The sequence below is a fragment of the uncultured Mucilaginibacter sp. genome (genome assembly GCF_903913935.1).
Lineage (GTDB): Bacteria > Bacteroidota > Bacteroidia > Sphingobacteriales > Sphingobacteriaceae > Mucilaginibacter.
This window is the reverse complement of the sequence record NZ_CAIWNH010000012.1, coordinates 1-19,393: the sequence shown is the minus strand read 5'-3', so window position 1 is coordinate 19,393 and position 19,393 is coordinate 1. Positions and strand designations below refer to the sequence as shown.

The 19,393-nt window shown below is 42.9% G+C and carries 12 protein-coding genes and 1 pseudogene; 7 read left to right on the top strand and 6 right to left on the bottom strand.

Going from position 1 to position 19,393, the window contains the following annotated elements; all coding sequences use genetic code 11:
- Positions 1-73: 73 nt before the first annotated feature.
- From QZY09_RS00330 to QZY09_RS00315, 4 genes are all read right to left on the bottom strand, one after another.
- On the bottom strand, positions 74-1,072 hold the full coding sequence (locus tag QZY09_RS00330) for a carboxypeptidase-like regulatory domain-containing protein (protein ID WP_295666588.1): 999 nt from the start codon (positions 1,070-1,072) through the stop codon (positions 74-76).
- A 195-nt stretch (positions 1,073-1,267) separates the two neighbouring features.
- A complete protein-coding gene (locus QZY09_RS00325; RefSeq protein ID WP_295666585.1) occupies positions 1,268-2,203 on the bottom strand; it encodes a DUF1735 domain-containing protein in 936 nt (311 codons plus the stop codon).
- A gap of 26 nt (positions 2,204-2,229) precedes the next feature.
- Positions 2,230-3,756, bottom strand: coding sequence for a SusD/RagB family nutrient-binding outer membrane lipoprotein (locus QZY09_RS00320; RefSeq protein WP_295666582.1), 1,527 nt, complete (start codon positions 3,754-3,756; stop codon positions 2,230-2,232).
- 11 nt (positions 3,757-3,767) lie between these two features.
- A complete protein-coding gene (locus QZY09_RS00315; protein ID WP_295666579.1) occupies positions 3,768-6,959 on the bottom strand; it encodes a SusC/RagA family TonB-linked outer membrane protein in 3,192 nt (1,063 codons plus the stop codon).
- A 184-nt stretch (positions 6,960-7,143) separates the two neighbouring features.
- On the opposite strand from QZY09_RS00315, the gene QZY09_RS00310 reads away from it, so the two are divergent.
- From QZY09_RS00310 to QZY09_RS00300, 3 genes are all read left to right on the top strand, one after another.
- Positions 7,144-7,476: a PadR family transcriptional regulator gene (locus QZY09_RS00310; RefSeq protein ID WP_295666576.1), complete on the top strand. Its 333-nt coding sequence runs from the start codon at positions 7,144-7,146 to the stop codon at positions 7,474-7,476.
- Between the two features lie 104 nt (positions 7,477-7,580).
- Positions 7,581-9,227: a PspC domain-containing protein gene (locus QZY09_RS00305; protein ID WP_295666573.1), complete on the top strand. Its 1,647-nt coding sequence runs from the start codon at positions 7,581-7,583 to the stop codon at positions 9,225-9,227.
- A gap of 533 nt (positions 9,228-9,760) precedes the next feature.
- A complete protein-coding gene (locus tag QZY09_RS00300; protein ID WP_295666570.1) occupies positions 9,761-12,217 on the top strand; it encodes an outer membrane beta-barrel family protein in 2,457 nt (818 codons plus the stop codon).
- A gap of 170 nt (positions 12,218-12,387) precedes the next feature.
- On the opposite strand, the gene QZY09_RS00295 is transcribed toward QZY09_RS00300, so the two are convergent.
- Positions 12,388-13,125, bottom strand: coding sequence for a hypothetical protein (locus tag QZY09_RS00295; protein ID WP_295666566.1), 738 nt, complete (start codon positions 13,123-13,125; stop codon positions 12,388-12,390).
- 301 nt (positions 13,126-13,426) lie between these two features.
- Between QZY09_RS00295 and QZY09_RS00290 the strand changes: the two genes are divergently transcribed.
- The 4 genes from QZY09_RS00290 (at position 13,427) to QZY09_RS00275 (ending at position 18,347) form a co-directional block, all read left to right on the top strand.
- Positions 13,427-15,838 (top strand): glycoside hydrolase family 3 C-terminal domain-containing protein, encoded by a 2,412-nt coding sequence (locus QZY09_RS00290; RefSeq protein ID WP_295666563.1) that lies wholly within the window; start codon positions 13,427-13,429, stop codon positions 15,836-15,838.
- Between the two features lie 222 nt (positions 15,839-16,060).
- Positions 16,061-16,675 (top strand): sigma-70 family RNA polymerase sigma factor, encoded by a 615-nt coding sequence (locus tag QZY09_RS00285; protein ID WP_295666559.1) that lies wholly within the window; start codon positions 16,061-16,063, stop codon positions 16,673-16,675.
- Positions 16,665-17,429, top strand: a complete 765-nt coding sequence (locus QZY09_RS00280) for a tetratricopeptide repeat protein (RefSeq protein ID WP_295666556.1) — start codon at positions 16,665-16,667, stop codon at positions 17,427-17,429. Before QZY09_RS00285 ends, QZY09_RS00280 begins: the two co-directional genes overlap by 11 nt.
- A 111-nt stretch (positions 17,430-17,540) precedes the next feature.
- Positions 17,541-18,347, top strand: a complete 807-nt coding sequence (locus QZY09_RS00275) for a hypothetical protein (RefSeq protein ID WP_295666553.1) — start codon at positions 17,541-17,543, stop codon at positions 18,345-18,347.
- A 31-nt stretch (positions 18,348-18,378) separates the two neighbouring features.
- Here QZY09_RS00275 and QZY09_RS00270 read toward each other — a convergent pair.
- Positions 18,379-19,308 (bottom strand): annotated as a pseudogene (locus QZY09_RS00270) (CHAT domain-containing protein); the annotation flags it as partial.
- Positions 19,309-19,393 lie beyond the last annotated feature (85 nt).

Below are 19,393 nucleotides of genomic sequence, written 5' to 3'. Positions count from 1 at the left end.
TTTAATTTTATTATATGTTTTTAAGACTATGCCCTCTATGCGGCGTCAAAGAACCGCCGGGCGTGGGACATTACTATTGATTCATAAAATCGCCCAGGCTACGGATATAGGTGTCATCAATTGAACCATCATAGGCAGAGAAAAATGAATCGACCTTTTTGCCTTCACTTGCAAATACTGTCTTTATAGCTTTCTTTTTAGGGGCAAGCTCCTGTACTTGTTTGGTTTGTACGTTGTAAACATAGTAGGTATAAGTATCTACATATTCATCATAATTATTACCCACAGAAGTCATACCGTCGCTATGGAAATCATTTTTAACAAACCTGGTACTGGTCAACTTATAGATCCGATAATTCTTACCTTCCGAAAGCAACATCGGATAGTGGGTTTTATTGATCTCGGGTACATACACATAAACCTGCTGCTGGTTCAAATTATTATATAAAGTAAATGATTTGATCTTTGATGGATCAATTTCAATAGCAGCGTGCCTGTCCATTGTAAGCAATAAACCGCCATTCATTTTGTCGTAATTGAAACCGTATTTGGGGTTTTTATAAACCGAATCTTTCGGATCAACCACAAAACCGCTCACCCAGTCGCTAAAAAGGTAACGGCTGCCTTTTGTTTCATCTACCGGGTGAAATACGGGCAACAAAGGCGAGATGCCTCCGGCACCATAAAGCAATGCGTCACTTTGACCGTGGGATGCTGTATAATTGTCAAATGCTTCTGCTGTTTGTGTCGTTGTAGCTACCGGAGTATTGCCGGCTGCAACTTTTTCACTTTTTAAAACAACCAAAATATCGGTGCCCCCCTTTATAGAAATAACCTTCTTTTCATACCCTGCCGAAGTAACTAAAAGCGTTGCATTAGGACTGGCCTTTAGGGTAAATTTGCCCAATGAATCGGTACGGGTAGCCGTATTGTCGGCTTTATCCTGCACGTAGGCCAGCGCCACGTTGTTTCCAATATCATCCTTTACACTGCCATTAATTGTTAGTGTTTGTGCGGCGCTTATTTTACAAACAAATGCTGACAGCAAAAAAAGTATCGTTGTTTTTTTCATGACAATAAAATTAATAATTAAGATAAAAATATAAATATTACAGAAAAATTATGTACCCCCGTGAAAGGTTATAGTGTTATTACGTATAAAAATACTAGAAATTACAATAGCACAACAATTTATTTTAAAATAACCAGGCAAAAAAAAGGGCTGCCAGATCTGGCAGCCCTTGAGTGATTGTTATCACTTGATTTCTTATTTGTAGAACCTGTCTAACAGATACCGGTCAGCACTGGTATGTGCCTGGAACTGGAAGTGGAACAATTGCACCGCCTGGGCAAAGGTGTATGGTCCGGCGAGTGTACTTGCAGCTGGCTTTCCATTTTGGAAAAATACCGGGGTTTGGGTCAAGGTTATACCACTGCCGGAAGCACCACTAATAGATCCTGCGGTAAATGATACCGCAAAATTTGTATACATTGCACTTGCTCCGGTACCAGTTTTGGTAAAGGTAATGTCGTAAACATACGCACCACCAGCATACCCGGTAGCCGCATTCAATTCAGTAGGCGAAACAGGTTGAATGATTGCTGACCCACCTGTAAACGAGGCTCCCGAATTGAAAGCGCCTAACGAATCAGCCTCGTTAAAACGCTGGAAGTCTTGTTTAAAAGTACCTGCAAAATCATTACCAATAAAGTGGTAATAATGTGCATTAAAATTACCGCTTAAGATACCGTTACTTGCACTTGCTAATGCGATAGGCAGCATATAGCTTTTTGACGGATCAAGCATGTTTTTGTAAATAGTAACTGTAACAGAGTCAAGGCGCCCGCCTGCAGGAATTGTTCCCGAAGTTTTAGAAAGCACGTATGAACCCGCTGGCATCGGCTGATAATCAATAGCTGTATTTGCAGTATTATATGCAGTTAACAACGCCTGGCTATTTACAATGGTATAACTTGTTGCTGTAGATAGCGGCGAAGCCGACGCTATATTGATGCCAAATTTCCTGGTAATAGTATCCTGGGCATCAGTAATGGCATCAAGCGAAAAATATTGCAGCCCGCTATAAGGTAATTCTATGACCGTTCCGATCCCGGAAAAATCAGTATTTGGCTTATCCTTTAAACACGAGGATAGCGATAGCGAGAACGCTGCCAAAACTAAAATAAATATTGTTTTTTTCATTTTCTTTAAAATTTAAATTTACAAAATTATGGCATCCAGAATATCTTCGACGTCAACGCTTCTGTTCCGGTTCCTCCATCAGGTACGTTCGCACTATTGTAATTAATCTCGCTGTTAGGGTAAGGCAACCGATATGGAATATGCGCAGCGGTAACACCGGGGTAAATGGATACAGGTAATTTGGCTGGAATATTTAATCTTCTCCAGTCGCTGTATGATTCAAGCGCATCGATACTGTTGCAAGCTGCCCATTTTTGAGTAATGATGGCAGTAATAGGATCAGGTGCAAGCTCAAAATTAGCTACCGGGTCGGCCTGAGCCATATAAGTATCTGCCGTTGTGGCATCAGAACCAAGGATCCGGAACGACTCTTCAACTGCTGCTTCATAAGTAGCGCTAACAGTACCGGAAATATATCCGCGTTGCTGGGCTTCAGCAACTAAAAACAAACTCTCAAAAGCCGGAATCATAGGTGCGGCTTCTTTAGCTGAAGCATTTGAGCCGTAACCGGTAAGGCCGGAGATAACGCTATTGGCTTCGTTTCCATTTTGGCTACCGTAAACACGGCCATGGATAAGGCCATCAGCATCAGTAGGCAAATAAAGCATTGCTAACCTGGGGTCGTTATGGGTACTGTAAAAGTCAACACCATATTTATTAGCCCTGAAATACTTTTCATTATAACCAGGGTTACCGGTTGATGTTTTTACCACATCAATGTATAAAGGGTTTTCCTGGTTATCAGCAGCAGAAGAATATCCCGGGTTGATAGACGCATCTTCACCCGCACCCAAAAAGTCGCTCGCTGAATATCCGGATAATGCTGCTTTCACACCACCATCGCCCAAAGAACCGTTTGTCGAACTTGCAGTTTGGCGCATCAGCATCTTTAGTTTTAAAGTATTAGCGAATTTTACCCACATGCTCATATTACCGCCGAACATGATATCGTAATTGCCGGGCGATACCGCTCCTGGGTTAGCTTTGATCAAAGCAACAGCAGCATCTATTTTTGCAATGCATCCTTTGTAAATGGTAGCGCCATCATCATACGGGTATGAAAAGGTACTGTTAGGTACCAAAGCCGCAGTGAACGGTGCTTTATTATATAAGTCAACTATGCGCTGATAAACAAAAGCCGTCATCAGCATACCAATCGCTTTGTAATTTGCCAAAGTCGGATCAGCAGAAACCGTAGTAATTAAATTATTATAGTTACTCAGGTTATTGTATGCTGCATCCCAGTTACCGGTAGCAGTACTGCTATTCATCTGGTATAGTACAAAAGTATTACTTGGCGTATAGGCCCCGCTCTGTGTCCAGTAACCCATCCAGTTATCAATCATATCCTGGTTACCTGAATGTACAAGGCTGGCAGTACCGGATAAAGAAGCCGCCAATGAATATTTTGGAAGAACGGTTGAAGGACTATTCGGATTAGTACCATTTATATCGAATGTACCTTTCTTACAACCAGCCGCTCCCGCTAACACCACTACTGCAGATAGCAGTGCAATGTTTACTTTTCGTTTAAATATCGTTATTGTTTTCATTTTTGTTAATCTTATAAAGTTACAGACAATGTTGTACTGAATATCCTTGTTGGTGGCAACTGGTTTAATGAGGTTGTACCTACACCGTTACCTGTATCATTGCTAAATTCAGGGTCAGTAAACTTATTAGTTGATGGAACGAACATTAATAGATTACGTCCGGAAACTGTAATTGTAACAGCTTTAACAAATTTAATATCGCTTATTAATTGTTTTGGCAATGAATAGGAAATAGCAGCCTCTCTTAATTTCCAGGCAGCAGCGCTGGTAACATAGTTAGCAGCTATACTCTGGTATAAGGTTGGCCAAAAGTTAAAGTTACCGTCCTGTACTTCCACGTTGGTATTCGGCACATAGGCACCTGCCGCATTCTGATATTCTGAATTCGGGAATACAAAACGCTGGCGGCCTGCAATGGCTGAAGTAATACTGTTACCGCTATGGTCAAGAGTGGTACCCAGGTTTGAGTTGTAGATGCTGTAACCACCGCGGTAGTCAACAGTCATGTGGAAATTGAAGCCTTTGTATGTTAAACTGGTAGTGATACCGATGATATCCGAAGGAACGGCCTGACCGAGTATACTCAGTTGGCTGGCCCTGGTAGGTAAACCTGTATTAGCGTCAACAATAACTTTGCCGTTTGCAGGGTCGCGGGTCCAGTCATAACCCTCAATTTGAGGATATGAATGACCAACTACAGCCCATGAAGCGTTACCAACGTTGATAGCGTTAACACCAGAAACTATGCTTTCAACATTGCTTGACTGATGTGTCCAGTTAACACCCAATTTCCATGTAAAATTGCCGGTTTTAATAGGCGTACCGGTAAAGTCAAGTTCAAGGCCTTTATTGCTGGTGTTGGCCGCGTTTACAAGTGCTGTATTAAAGCCTGAAGCGCTTGAAACTGACGCGAACACGATACCGTCTTTAGTTGTTGACTGGTAGTATGAAGCAGCAAGGTTGATCCGGTCTTTCAGGAAGCCCAGGTCTAAACCAACTTCATCTTCAGTTACCTTTTCAGGTTTGATGTTCGGGTTGGCAATCGTAGTATTCAGCGAGTATCCTGATAAACCAGAACCCGAGAAGGGGAAGCCATATGCAGCACCCAAGACAGGCAAAGTTTGATAAGCGCCATAAGCGATGTATGGAGAACCGTTCGCCAATGCTGAAACGTTACCTGTTAATGAATGTGCGAAACGTATTTTAGCGAAATTCAAAATATCATTGTCGGTTATGCTTTTAAACATTTCGCTCAGCACAACTGAACCGTCAATGTCGTAGTAAGGGATATAACGGTTTGCTTTGGATAACCTTGAATCAAGGTCTGTTCTGAATGATCCGTGTAAATAAACAAAATCTTTATACCCAAAGGTACCTTCCCCAAAATAACCCATCTTTCGCGCATCATACGTATACTGGCCAAGTACGTTTGCATTTCCGGCAAAGTTTTGGGTATTGTATGGCAGCGTTGTCAACGCACCTTGATTGATCTGTGTATTGGTGATCTTGTTTTCCATGTAAGCTATACCGGCCGTACCATTGAAGCTAAAGTTTTTAGCGAATTTGGTATTGAAGCTGGCAAGGAAATCTGAAGTAAACAGCAAATTGTTAAAGTCATCTATGCCGTAAGATGGCAATGCATCAGTTGCTGAATATTTTGTGCCTGAATCCTCAGCTTTAACAATACCTGTTCCTTGCTGGTTTGAATAATAAATGGTATCGTTGGTTTTTGAAAATTGACTGTAAGTAATACCAGCATCTTTAACTTCACCTCTGGTTTGGATGTTTTCAATAGAAGAACGATATGTTAAGTTAACCCATTTCCATGGTTTCAAGCTTAACGATACGTTTGCGTTAAGGTGGTTTTCGATATCCAGGTACCTTGATTGAGCGATAGTCTGACCAGGGCTATAATAATAGTCATTATAGTAGGTATCCGGGTTTCCGTATTTGCTGTTAACATCTTTTAAATCAGCAACAGGAACCTGTAAAGGCGATTCCAATAAGTTATCATAAACACCGCCGGCGCTGGTAACATTTTTGTTGAAGTAAGTGTAGGTAGCTGAATAAGTAGCTGAAAAGATGCCGTATTTCTTATCACCACCAATGCGGAAGATATCCCTTCGGGCAACATCATGCGGTGTTACGCCGGTACTTTTGATATCCTGGGCTGACATGTGAAAACTTCCGTTCTCATCACCTGAATCAAAAGAAAAGTTTTGGTGAGTAGTAATACCAGTGTTAAAAAAGTCTCTTTTTTGGTTAGGCACCGCAGTATACGGCACCATTTCAATAGAACCGTCAGGAAGCGGGCGGCCAAGTGGTACCATTTTACCGTTAAATAACGGACCGTAATTTTGGTTTTCGTAAGGAATATAAGTTGAAAGATCGGTAAAATCATTCACATAACGCTCGCCACCGTTACTACCAAACTGGTTTTGTAATTTCGGCATGTACGAAACAGTTTCGACATCAGCTGTTGATGATAGCGTTACACTTGTTGCCCTTGCACCATGCTTGGTAGTGATAACGATAACACCATTGGATGCGTCAGAACCGTAAACAGCAGAAGCTGAAGAACCTTTCAACACGTCGGTTGACGCTATGTCTTCAGGGTTCAGTGTGCTGATGTCACTGTAATAGATAGATCCGTCAACAACGATCAGCGGTTGGTTGTTACCCAGTAACGACCTGTTACCACGCAAAGTGATACGGGTTGGCGCAAAAACGCCAGCATTAACAGTGTTGATCTGCAAACCAGAAACCTTGCCGGTTAAACCATTGGCAACACTGATAGGCTTTGCGGTGTTAATGTCGGACCCGGTTACTTTAGTAGTGGAGTAACCTAATGAAGCAGCCTGCCTGGCGATACCGAAAGAGGTAACCACAACTTCAGTCAGTTGCCTGGAAGCAGGCACCAACTTTGCGTTTAGCACCGCAGCTGTACCCACCGGCAATTCTAGCGGTGAATAACCGACAAAGGTGAATACAAGCGTTGCTCCTGCCGGAACTGACAGCGTATACTTACCTGCCACGCTTGTTTGGGTACCGATAGAGGTCCCCTTTAATTTTACCGTTACTCCCGGAATGGGTTGACCATCATCAGAGGCCGTAACCGTACCAGTAACTGTACGGTTTTGTGCAAATACCTGTGTAATGCATAACATCAGGAAACACAAACTTACTAGTAGAAGTTTTTTCATGTTTGTTAATAATAAGATCAGTTAATAGTTAATTAGTTATAAAAGTAGTGTTAGCTTATCAAAAACACAAATAAAATGTTAAAAAAGTTAAAAAAAGTTAAATTTTTAACACTATTTGCGGCTTTATAAAAAATTATAGTACTATGTATTGCATAATACAATCTAAAACATATATCTTTGCGTTATGATTGTTGAAAACACACAAACCCAAATGCGGAAAGGAATACTGGAGTATTGCATACTTTCCATTATAGCTAAGGGGGAAACTTACGCTTCGGATATTATCGCCGAGCTGAAAAAGGCCCAACTGCTTGTTGTTGAGGGTACTTTATATCCTCTGTTAACCCGGTTAAAAAACAATGGACTGCTTACCTATAACTGGGTTGAGTCAACCTCCGGGCCGCCCAGAAAATACTATGTACTATCTGATGAAGGGCGGAACGTACTGAACCAATTAGACAAAACGTGGGAAGAATTAGCATTTGCAGTTAAGACAGCTATCGGGGACAGACAGTAAACAGTTGGCAGTTATTAGTCAGCAGCTTGCCTTTGCACTGGCCCACCGGTTAACCACCAATGAACAAATGAACTATTGAACCAATGAACTAAGAAATAATCATCATGAATAAAACAATTATCATCAATATAAACGGCATAGTTTTCCACATAGAAGAAGATGCCTACGAAATTTTAAAGAATTATATGACGGATGTTAAACGTCATTTCTCCAACTCGGCCGACAGCCTTGAAATTACAACCGATATTGAAAACCGGATTGCCGAAATGTTTTCAGAAATTCTGGCTAAAGACAACAGGCAGGTTATTGTTGACCAGGATGTGCACTCGGTGATTGAACAAATGGGCTCTGTTGCTGATTTTGAAAGCGCCGAAGAGGAGGCTAAACAACAACCCAATTCATTTGGCTATACCATGGAAACCCGCCGGCTCTTCCGCGATCCGGATGACCACCTGGTTGCGGGTGTTTGCTCAGGCATAGCCAACTACTTTGATATTGATGCCGTTTGGGTGAGACTAGCCTTTGCCATTTCCTTCGCTTTTGCTGGTACTGGTTTGGTATTATATATTATATTATGGATAGTGGTGCCAAAGGCAATCACCCGTGCCGACAGAATGGCCATGAAAGGCGAAAAACAAAACCTGCAGGGTTTTAAAAAGAACTTTGAGGATGAACTGAGTTCGATGAAACAAAACCTTTCTAACTTCGGTACCGAGGCGCGGCCCTTTGTTTATAAAGCCCGTGATTTTGCCGGCGATTTTTTTCATCACCTGGGCAGGTTCATAGCCGGAGCAGGAAAAGTGTTTGTAAAAATGCTGGGCGTATTGATTCTTTTAGCCGCATTTGGCTTTTGCGTTTTCCTGATCGTCATGCTTATCGCTATTCTGGGATTTAATACCGGGGCCCCCGATGGTATTTTCCCATTTACGATAATGTCCAGCGACCACGCCGACAATGTATACCTATGCGCCTTTTTTGCGGCTTTTATACCCTTGCTGTCCATTATTTTGATCACACTGAAAGGAATCTTCAATGTTGACAGCATAGGCAGGTCAACGGGCACCGTGTTCCTTGTAATATGGTTATGCTCATTGGGCATGCTGGCTTACTACGCAGTAAAAATCACATCCAATTTCAGGGAGGAGGCAAGCTTTACCCAAACTATCAACTTAAAACCGGCAAAAAGCAACACCTATTATATTGACTTGAATGATATCAAATATTTTTCGCATGACGATAGTGTGCGCCTTGATATTAAAGACCATTTCCGTAACATGGTGGTTATTGACGACAGGTACAACAGGTTTCATAACGAGCCAAACAGCGTGAGCCTGGCTATTGTGAAAAGTGATGTAAAATTCCCGGTACTGGAAGAATTGTACCGCGCCAAAGGGGGTAACTACGATGATGCCCTTTTCAATGCCCGCAGTACCAGTTATGTATTTGCTCAGCAGGATTCAGTTTTAAAATTTGATTATTCCTTACGCAAAAGACCCGGTATCTTATGGCATGATGAAGAAATCCAGCTTACTTTAAAGGTTCCTTTAAACTCAAAGGTGGTTATAGACCACAAAATGGAGAATTACCTGCGGAACGTTAACCTTTATGATTGCGACCAGGTTAACAAAAAGGATAATCCTAATACCTCAACCTTTATGATGACCGATAACGGCCTGCAATGCAAAGTTGACACCCTGGTTACTGCAAAAAAAGATAGCCTTAAAACTGATACTTCGTCAAAACACAAATAGCAATAAAACCAAATCTATTATATAGAGCGGCCTGCATTAACGTATTTCTTTGCGTTGCTGCAGGCCGCCTGTTTTTTTGGGCAGTTAACCGACAAAATCCGGCCATCTACCGAAAAAGCAAAAAATCATGTAACCATCGCCCCCTTTTTTGCATCTTATAAACAACAATAATAAAAACCAGCGATAAAGCCAGCAACCTGAAAATAGGTTAAGCTAATAAAAACGGGCTAAATCCCGACGTGAATATGATTATAGGGAGGGTCTCAATTAAAGAGTGAAAACCCCGCAAGTCATGAATATTTAACAATTGGTCAAAAAAAATTTAGAAATAAAAAACGCGGGGTTCCTTTACAAAAAAAGAAAAAGAATGACAATCAAATACCAATATAAAAATAAACACGCTGCCCTACCAGGCTAAATAAAAAGCCCCCCAAAAAGGTTCAGAACAGGGGACATCACACAAATTATCTAACAGTAAAAAAAGAAAGAAAAATTCTTAACGGGAAAACTATTGCCCAAAAATTAACACCACGATGAAAAACATCTTTACAAAATCGATACAATTATTTTTACTGCTCCTATTAAGCGCTGGCTTCGCCATAGCACAAAACAATAAACCAGCAGCGGCTATTTCGGGCCAATTGCTTGATGAAAACGGCAAACCTATGGATTTTGCTACGGTGAGCTTACTAAAAGCCCAGGATTCATCCGTTGTTAAAGGAACATTAAGTAACCAGAATGGCGCCTATGCATTTGATCATATCAATTCAGGCAACTATATTATCAAAGCTAGTGTTGTGGGTTATGCTAAAGCCATCAGCAAAATTTTTACCCTCAACAACGGTGCTGCAAATTTTACAGTGCCTGCTTTAAAGCTGATGCCGGCCAGCCACTCGTTATCCGCTGTAAACATTACGGCTTCAAAACCGCTGATTGAACATAAGGTTGACCGTACCGTAATGAATGTTGAGAACAGTATCCTGGCCGCAGGCAACTCCGCTATGGATATCCTGGAAAGGGCGCCCGGCGTTTCAGTAGACAAAGACGATAACATCAGCCTGAAAGGCAAACAGGGGGTAACCGTTATGTTAAACGGCAAACTTACCTACCTAACATCAACTCAATTAGCCACCCTATTGCGGTCGACTGACGGGACTACGATAAAATCCATTGAGATCATTACTAACCCGTCGGCCAAATACGATGCGGCAGGCAACTCGGGGATCATCAATATTATCCTGAAAAAAAATAAGCAAACAGGCACCAATGGCAGCCTGACCACCGGCGTTGGCTATGGCGCCTACGGAAAGGACAACGAGAATTTAACGTTGAACCATAAAGAAGGCAAACTGAATGTATTTGGCTCGTTTAGCCATAACGATAATAAACGGATCCAAAACATCGGCATTAAACGAATTATCCCTGATACCGCTGGCGGCGCCCCAACTTACTTCAGGCAAACCAGCCCCCTCCTTGAGTCAGACCACAACAATAGTTACCGCATTGGAGCCGATTACGACCTGTCATCAAAAAACACCATCGGCCTTGTGGCCAGCGGCTACTTTAACGGGGAACAGGATAATATTGACGACCGCACCTTTATCGGCAGATCTTTTAACCAGGTGGATTCGTCGCTGCGCACCAATTCAGGCGTGCATCAAACCTTCCATAACATTGCCTTTAATTTAAATGATACATGGAAAATTGATACTGCCGGACAGGAATTAAGCGCAGACCTTGATTATTCGCAATTTAAAAACAACTCCGTTGCACAATACATAACAGATTATTACACGCCCAACGGCAGCATCCAGCACCCTGAATGGTTTTTAGGAAACTTAACCCCTTCAACTATTGATATCCGCACAGGCAAAGTTGATTATGTAAAACCGATCAGCAAAACCCTAAAGTTTGAATCAGGCTTAAAATTCAGCGATGTAAAAACGGATAACGACCTGATGGAAAAAGATGCACCCGGCAACCCTTATTTAAGCTCCAACCATTTTGTGTACGACGAAAAGATTAATGCCGGCTATATTAACTTAAATAAGGACTTTAAAGGCTATTCTGTACAGGCGGGTTTAAGGGCCGAGTACACCAGTTCAAACGCACATGGCGATTCGGCCAATGTGGTTTCTATCATCCCCAGGCACTACCTCAACCTCTTCCCAAGCTTATTTATCAGCCATGATTTTAACGATAAAAACGGGATCACTTTCTCCTACAGCCGCCGCATTGACAGGCCGCAGTATGATAACCTTAACCCCTTTATCTTCCGGCTCGACCCATATACCTATCAATTGGGCAACCCTTATTTAAGGCCACAGTACACCAATAATTATGAGCTGAACTATACCTATAATAAAAGCATCACCCTAACATTGGGTTACAGCAAGACTACAGACGTGATTACCGAAGTACCCGGCACCGACCCTGCTACCAAAGTATCCTTTATTACCCAGGAGAACCTTCAGGTACAAAATGCCTGGAACGCCAACCTTTACGCGCCATATACCATTACCAAATGGTGGGAAGGCAATGTAAACGCGACCGCCTTTTACCTGGGCTTTAAATCAAACAACCTTGAAGGCGGTAATTTAAACAGTGGCCAGTTTGCCTACAATATAAGGGCAACCCAAACATTTAAGCCTATAGCCACTTATAAGGCTGAATTAACCGCAAATTACCAGTCGGACCTTACTTATGGATTGTATGATGTGAAAGCACGCTATTCGGTTGACGCAGGGGTAAGCCACTCATTTGCTGATAAAAAGCTGAATGTAAAACTGAGCATGAGCGACATATTCAATACGCTAAGGAACGATGTAAACAGCCAGTATCAAAACACCGACCTGTTCATCACCCAAAAGCGCGAAAGCCGCATTACCCGTTTAACCCTTACCTGGAACTTCGGCAACAACAAAATAAAGGCCCGCCAGCACCAAACTGGCGCCGACGATGAGAAAAACCGCGTAAAAGGCAATAATTAATTGGATAGCAAAGAATAAGGCATAAGCCGTTAAACAAATGTCCGTTTTAAAAAGCGGGCATTTGTTGTTTAAGCTGCAAAGCAAACACCTTGCTGTATTTACTGTAAACGGTGTAAACAGGTGTATTTGGTGTATTTGTACACGGAACCCGAATACAGTAAATACAGCGTTTACAGTTCGGTGGCATCTATTTTTTCTAAAAGAACAAGCCAGTTATAATCGCAATCCCGGCTAAATTCATCCGGCTGCTGATTTTGTATTTTTATGGTGATGGTTATTTCTTTTGCTTTATCAAAGGGATGGATTCTTAGCATGGCGCTGTAAACACCATCATGGATGTTGATTTTTCCACCGTCTTTCAGTTTATAGGTGGGGAAATAGCCAACAATTGCTGATGTCATCCCGAACTTACCCGCGTTAAAATCCTTATAAAAACTTTCTTTATCCAGACTCACCAAAAATGAATTCTTCAGCACCCTCAGGCGGATATTTCTATCGGTGCATTCCCTCCTGATCGACAAAAACCCCTGTGCGCCCGCTCCGAACTGCTGGTTTTCGCCAACCCATAGTTCTGTCATGTTGATGCCTGTTTGCCTGGTCAATTCATTTAAAAACTCGGCAGAAGTGCGTTTCAGATCCGGGGCTTCAAATTCAGTAACAATCAAATTATTAAATCCCAGGTGTTTAAAAAACTCCAGCCTTGTATCGAGATCAAAATATGCTTTAAACTTTCCTTCAAAAATGTAATTAGCAGGGGTTGGATAAAAAATAAGGATATAGGGATTCAGGGCCCGTTTCTTACTATACCGCAACAGCTCTTTAAATAATGCCATGTGGCGCGGCAAAAATGGATCCCAGGTACCGGCTATGGCTATAACCTTCTGGTTTAAGGCTTGATGGAATTTCATGATCCGGTAATCTGGGCGTTATTTAAGTCATAAATATATTGTTTTTCGAATTGCCTTTTATTGGGCATGCCATTCTGCTAGGATTTTAATTTGCTAAAATGATCCTCAACCCTCACAACATTTTTACAAAACTTTCCCGGTACCCCCCCAGCCTGCCATCGCTTTAAATCACAATTCTGTCTATGTTTGTTTACTGTACATCTATTGTATTTCAGCATATTAATTAATACACCTTACTTAGTATGGCGCAAACCCGCGAGGGGCTCCGCATGGCCAATTAAACCAATTAACCCTTATGATAATGAAAAACCTCACCCGTTACTTCAAATCTATTCACTTGCTTGCTATTTTAATTTTGCTGCAAACTTTTTGCAGGGCACAAACTGCTCCCCAACTGGGCAAGGCTACCGTTAAGCAGGTTATAGCCGCCATGACGCTGGAAGAAAAAGCCAAACTGCTGGTAGGCGCAGGCCGAGGCTTCGGTCCGCCGCCACCGCCGCCTGTACCCGGCAAAAAAGATAGCACTGCAAAACCTGCAGCACCTGTTGGTCCAATGATAGGCCAAACAGATCAGAAAGTACCCGGTGCTGCAGGCGTATCCTTTGCAATCCCACGTTTAGGTATCCCCGCCATCGTGGTGTCTGACGGACCTGCCGGGGTAAGGATCAGCCCCATCCGCAAGGGCGATAGCAGCAAAACTTATTATGCTACCGCCTTCCCGGTAGGTACTTTACTGGCCTCCAGCTGGGACCTCGACCTGGTAAAACAGGTGGGCGTTACCTTCGGTTACGAAGTGCGCGAATACGGCATCGATATCTTACTCGGCCCGGGCATGAACATCCACCGCAACCCGTTGGGCGGCCGTAACTTTGAATATTATTCAGAAGACCCATTGGTTACCGGCAAAATGGCGGCTGCCATAGTGCTGGGCATTCAATCAAACGGCGTTGGCACCTCTATTAAGCACTATACCGCCAATAACCAGGAAACCCACCGCAATACCGTAAACACTATCGTAAGCGAACGCGCCATGCGCGAAATTTACCTTCGGGGTTTTGAAATTGCCGTTAAGGACGCACAGCCATGGACAGTGATGACCAGCTATAACAAACTGAACGGTACTTATACCGCTGAACGTGCCGACCTGGTGACCAACATCCTGCGTAACGAATGGGGTTTTAAAGGTTTTGTGATGACCGACTGGGGTGGCGGCCGGGATCCCATCGCCCAAATGAAAGCAGGCAATGACCTGATCATGCCTGGCAACCCTAACCAGGCCAAAGCCATTATTGACGCAGTGAATAACAAACAACTGGATGAGTCGGTTTTAAACGCGAATGTGGAGCACATGCTGAATATTATATTAAAGTCGCCTGCATTTGCCAACTATAAATATTCTGACGCGCCCGACCTTAAAAAGGACGCACAGGTTAGCCGCATGGCGGCAGCCCAGGGCATGGTGCTGCTAAAAAACAGCGGCAGCGCCCTGCCTTTCAACGGCATTAAAAAAGTAGCACTTTTTGGGAATACCGGCTATGATATTATTGCAGGCGGCACAGGCAGCGGCAACGTAAACAAGGCTTATACTATTTCCCTGGCACAGGGCCTGCAAAACGCGGGATTACAGGTGGATGATGCCTTATTGAAAGCTTACCCCGCTTACATTGCGGCTGAGCGCGCCAAACAGCCAAAACCACAAAGAGGTATGGCCATGTTTATGGGCCCGCCCCCTGTTCCGCAGATGGCCGTATCTGATGCTGACGCGCAACAGGATGCAGCAAATAACGATATCGCGATAATCACCATCGGGCGCAACGCCGGTGAGGGCGCCGACCGAAAGCTGCCGGATGATTATTACCTGTCGGATGCTGAAAAAGCGCTGATCAAAAATGTGTCTAACGCGTTCCATGCCAAAGGCAAAAAAGTGGTAGTAGTATTAAATATAGGCGGTGTAATTGAAGTAGCCAGCTGGCGCGATGGTGTCGACGCTATCCTTTTGGCCTGGCAGCCCGGCCTTGAAGCAGGCAATGCCATAACCGATGTATTGAGCGGCGCGGTAAACCCATCTGGCAAATTAGCAACTACTTTTACGATGGATTATAAAGAGGTACCCTCGGCCAAAAACTTCCCCGGCAAGGAATACCCTGACCAAGCCACCGGCGAAGGCTTCCGCAGGCAAATGCCCGCTGAAGTAACTTACGAAGATGGAATCTATGTAGGCTACCGCTATTACAGCACTTTTAAAGTAGACCCAGCTTACGAGTTTGGTTATGGTTTATCATATACTACTTTTAATTACAGCAATTTTAAATTAAGCGCCCCTTTATTTAAAGGTACGCTAACTGCGTGCGTAACCATTACCAATACAGGTAAAGTTGCGGGCAAAGAAGTGTCTCAACTGTACTTAAGCGCCCCATCAGCCAAACTGGATAAACCGGTAATTGAATTAAAAGGCTTTGCCAAAACCCGCCTGCTGCAACCGGGCGAGTCGCAAACATTAACATTTACTATTGATGCCCGAGCCCTTGCCTCCTACGATACCGCACAGGAAGCCTGGGTTGCCGAAGCCGGCAATTATACCGCCAGCATCGGCGCATCGTCAAAGGATATCAAACAAACAGCTGCATTTAAGCTAGCCAAGGAAATGGTGGTAGAGAAGGGCGAGCAGGCCTTAACGCCGCAGGTGGCAATAAGTGAGTTGAAGAGTAAATAGGAATTGATAGGTTTATTTAAGAGGCCATACGGGTAATGCTGTGTGGCCTTTTTTTGTGTAGAAGCAGGCCCCACCTGATAATATACCCCCCATATTCGCTCAAACTCAGCCCAAAAAAACATTTCCCGCATTTACTTCTTTTTTACAGCTTTGTAAAAAACGTGATACAAACCAGCGCCCGGTTACATTACCAATTACAGCATTTACTAATAAACGATAAATATGACAAAAGCCTCGGTAAATTACTCCGATAAGGAGTTGATCGAAACGCTTAAGCAACAGCAGGTAAGCACGCAGGTGATCAAATATTTATACCGTACTTATTTTAATTTTTTGAGTGGTTATATCAAACAAAACCAGGGTAACGACCAGGATGCGGAAGATATTTTCCAGGAAGTGATCGTCGCGTTTATTGAAGTGGTGAAAGCCGAAAAATTCAGGGGTGAATCCAGCATCAAAACGTTTTTATACACGCTGAACAAGTTTACCTGGTTAAATGAGCTCAAGAAACGGAACCGGGCCATGTTAAGGGATACCACCTTTTACGAAAACGCCGGTGAAGAGGATAAGGACGTTAGTAGTTTACTGGTTGAACGCGAGGCAAAAGGCATGGTAATGGCGATAATGGACAAGCTTGGCGAGGTTTGCAAAAAGATCCTGGTGGCTTACTATTATAATAACTCACCGATGAAAGAGATCTTGCAGCTGATAGATTACCAGAACGAACAGGTTTTAAGAAATAAAAAATATAAATGTTTAAAAAGCCTTGAGCAAATGCTTACGGCAGACCCGCAATTAGCACAGCGTTTTAAAAATGCATTAACCCATGAGCACTAACAGCCAGCATACCGAAACAATTATCCAATACCTGGATGGCGAACTATCCGGGGCGGAATTAAAGCAGTTTGAAGAATTGCTGGCCGCCGATAACACGGTACAGCAGGAACTGGAAAACCTAAAACTTGCACAGCAGGCTATAATAAGTTATGGATTAAAGGCGGAGGTAGCCTCCCTGCATCATGAAATGATGGAGGAGTTAAAAGCCGAACCGAAAGCCTCCGCCAATAAGATATATCCTTTTATCCGCGCTAGCTTAAAAATTGCCGCCAGTTTATTTTTGGTGATGTCGGCTGTGGGTATCTATCAGTATTTAACCGTTTCATCTGCACAGTTGTATAACCAAAATTACCATCCTTTTACCATCAGCATTTCCCGTGGGGCTACAGAGGGTTCGGCGTTGGAAAAAGCTTATGCCGCAGGCCAGCCAGCTACGGTGATCAGCCTGTTTGAAAAAGAGACTAATGCTGATTATAAAACTGAATTCCTGGCAGCACAATCCTACCTGGCAACAAAAAATGTAAGTAAAGCCATTTCGATTTTTAACCAGATCATGAATAAGGCGGACGGAGCCTATAAGGATGATGCTGAATATTACCTCGCGCTTAGCTATATCGAAAACAAACAGCCCGGGCAGGCCCTGGCGATCATGGATAAAATACACCAGGATAAAGATCACCCCTATAACGACCGGTTTAGCTTTTGGACTATTTTTAAATTAAAATTGCTTATTTTAAAAAACGGGGGTAAATAATTCCCCTGTAAAATGACTTGTTTTTTACCGCCGCACAAAAATTTTAAAAAAAAACAAAAAAGGTGGTTACGTTCTTTCCGGCAGCACTTACTAATTATAAAAAACAAGATCATGAAAAACTTAAAAACAGCAATCAAAATCAGTTCTGCATTAGTGCTATTTATTATAGTAATCAGCAGCAGCAGTTGTAAAAAAAGTGGCGTAAGCCCATCTACCCAAAACAATCCGGCACCAAATGCCACCCAGGTTTCATTCAGTGTATTAAGTGACAGTGCACCTGCAGTACTTGCAGCAGCACCTTTTGCAAGCCTTGCAGGTACTGCATCAGCCACCGCTGCACCTGTTATTAAATTCACTTCGGGCATTGCCAACATCACCAAATTTGAATTTGAAGCAAAAAAGAATGGCACAAAAGTAAGTTTCGAAACACAAAATTTAGCGAATGTTGACCTGTTTGCGCTAAACCCAACATTTATTAAAACACTGATAGATACCGGTTTATACAGCGAAATTGAGGTAAGAATGATCCTGTCACAATCAACCACAAGCGCTATCCCGCTTACACTGATGGGTACCGCCACTTCTGCTGCCGGATCTGTACCATTTGAGTTTGATTTTAACCAGAACCTGGAGATCAAATCCGAATCGCAAAATGTGGTAGTTAGCCATACAAAAACATTAAAATCGCTTTTCCTGCTTCACCTCAATATGATACTGAGTACTATAACAGCTGACGACCTTGCAGCCGCCACTTTAACCAACGGTACCATTGTGGTAAGCAGCACCTCCAATGCAACCATATTCAACAAAATAGTGGCCAATTTAGGCAGTGTTGGCGATACCAAATTTGAAGAAGTAAACGATGGCGGCGACGATGTTGGCAAAAAAGATGGCGAGCATGGCAGCGGGCACAATTGAAATTTATATACCTATGGAATAATTTGAGAGTTTATTTCATCCGGAGCGGGATCCAATTACGGATAACGCTCCGGTTTTTTATGATCAATAGCGCCGCCAATGAAACTACTATCAAATAAATAAGCCAGGGATAGCTTTCATGTTCCGCTTCAAAACCACCTATCAATCTAAAATGCGCCCAATAACCCGGCAGCTTTTGGGTGGCGGCGACATGATCATCATTTAAATAATCAAGCCTGGCCTGCCGCAGCGACCAGGCAATGCTGTTCCCTTTTTGCAGGTAAAAATGCAGCCGCTCTGAAATGTAAGCGGTAGAGGCGTCATCCGCTTTCCACATCGAAGTAATAATATTATCACAACCCGCATAAGAAAAAGCCCTTGATAAACTGATCAACCCTTCGCCTTTTATCAATTCGCCAATACCGCTTTCGCAGGCGCTTAAAACTACCAGCCGGGTTTTATCCAGTTTTAAATTGTAGATCTCGGGCAAAAATAACTTATAAGCCATTGCCGAGTCGGGCTTTGCCGGGTAAAAAGCAATAAACGAGCGGTTGGGATCACGGTCATCCGCAACAGCATGGGTAGCTAAATGGATAATGTTAAAATTATGCGCATTGGCAATAAACTGCTGTTTGCTGGCATTTTCCCCGAATAACCGGATCCCGTTAATTGCTTCAATTTCGGCCTTTGAAGCCGGTAAGGGGCTGAGTATATTCGCGGATGGAAGCCTGTTTGCAAAAGGTGCCATCCCGATAGTGTTCAACAACTTTGAACTGCCCGATGCTCCATTTTGCAATATAGAGCAAGAGTAATTGTAAGTGACGGTAAAGCGCTTTAACAGGTTATCGCCATGTTCATCGGTTAGAACTTCAAAAGGAATATAGTTCAGCCCGCCATCAGGGATAATCATCAGGTCGTTTTTCCCGCTGATGTATTGTTCCGCCGGCTTTAATAATAACTGGTAAAAATATTGGGTAAGTTGTTTTAGTTCCTCTTCTGCTTTCCAGTTTTATACCATCATATTCACCTCTGGTATATTTAATCTG